A 1,352-nucleotide genomic window follows, 5' to 3' on the forward strand; every position below is an offset into this window, starting at 1 on the left:
GCGCCAGCGCCTCATGGAGATTTTCTCGAACTCTCCTTTATAGCCACGTCTGTGCAGTGCTTTATGCAACTGCTTCCAGCTCTTCCATTCCCGCATTTGTTTCATTCTCAGCCTTCTGCGTATCCACTCCATTAGTTGGGTAAATATGCCTTTGCAGTTAGCCACCCTGAAATAGTTGGCCCAGCCTCTGAGAACCGGATTTAGACGCTTTACCATTTCCCGGACATTCATACCGTGATTCCTGGGCGTTAGCTGCTTAATTTTCTTCTTAAAATTCTTTAGTTTCTTTGGATGTATCGATAACGCTCTGGCCCGGATGATGAATCCAAGATAGGCTACTCCTTGCCAAATACTGGTCAGGTGCGTCTTTTCTTTGTTCACAACTAGCTTCAGGCCTCTTTCCAGTATTTCTGTGGCTATCTGCTGGTATCTTCGGGCTTCCCGATACGTCCGTGCGAATACGAGAATATCATCCGCGTAACGCACAATGCGGATACCCCTGCTTTTCATTTCCTGGTCAAAACGGTCAAGGTAGATATTGGTTAGCAGCGGGGAGATTACACCCCCTTGCGGACTACCTATTTCCGTTCCTTCCCAGGCCCCGTCTTTTATGACTCCGGCAGTGAGGAACTTTTTGATTAATTTCAGTACACTGCCGTCACTGACTTTCCGGTTTACCCCTTCTAGTATTAATTCGTGATCCAGCCGATCGAAGCATTTGGAAAGATCCATGTCCACTACGTATTCTAATCCATATTTGTTCATAAATCTTTCTGCTTTGGCTACCGCCTGGTGGCAGGAGCGTCCCGGCCGGTACCCATAGCTGGATGGGTGAAAGTCAGGCTCGAAGATGGGTTGCAATATGTTGAGCAGGGCTTGTTGGACTACCCGGTCTTTTACGGTGGGTATCCCCAGTGGTCGTTTACTGCCGTCCGGTTTGGGAATTTCCACCCTTAATACCGGTTGTGGTTCGTACTTGCCGGTTTTCAGTTCGTGATGAAGTTGGCCCAGCCGTTCTTTCAGGTTCCGGCCGTAGGCTTCCACGGTCTCCCCATCTATTCCGGGAGCTCCTTTGTTGGCTCTAACGGCCCGATAGGCCTTTTCCAGATTATCCATCCGGTATACTTTGTCTATGAGGCTGTACCATTTCTTCATCATTCCACCTGATTTCGTCATGCTCCCGTTGTCCCTGTCAACTTCGCGGCGGTTTATTCCTGCGATTTTCCGGCGTCTCTAGCTCGATGGCAATCTTACCGTTTATTGTCGCAGTACTCCACCTGAGCGGACGATAAATCCAGCAGGCTCGTCACCCCCGGTTTTATCGTTCCCCTTGGCATTTCAGCTTCGGTTGT

At 49.3% G+C, this 1,352-nt stretch carries 1 protein-coding gene; it reads right to left on the bottom strand.

Features of this window, described 5'->3' with window-relative positions; translation table 11 throughout:
• Nucleotides 1-1,158 (bottom strand): group II intron reverse transcriptase/maturase (ltrA, locus tag A6M21_RS06645; protein WP_242868788.1); only part of this gene is annotated, 1,158 nt, incomplete at its 3' end.
• Nucleotides 1,159-1,352: the final 194 nt, after the last annotated feature.

The sequence above is a fragment of the Desulfotomaculum copahuensis genome (assembly GCF_001655685.1).
Taxonomy (GTDB): Bacteria; Bacillota; Desulfotomaculia; order Desulfotomaculales; family Desulfovirgulaceae; genus Desulfotomaculum_G; species Desulfotomaculum_G copahuensis.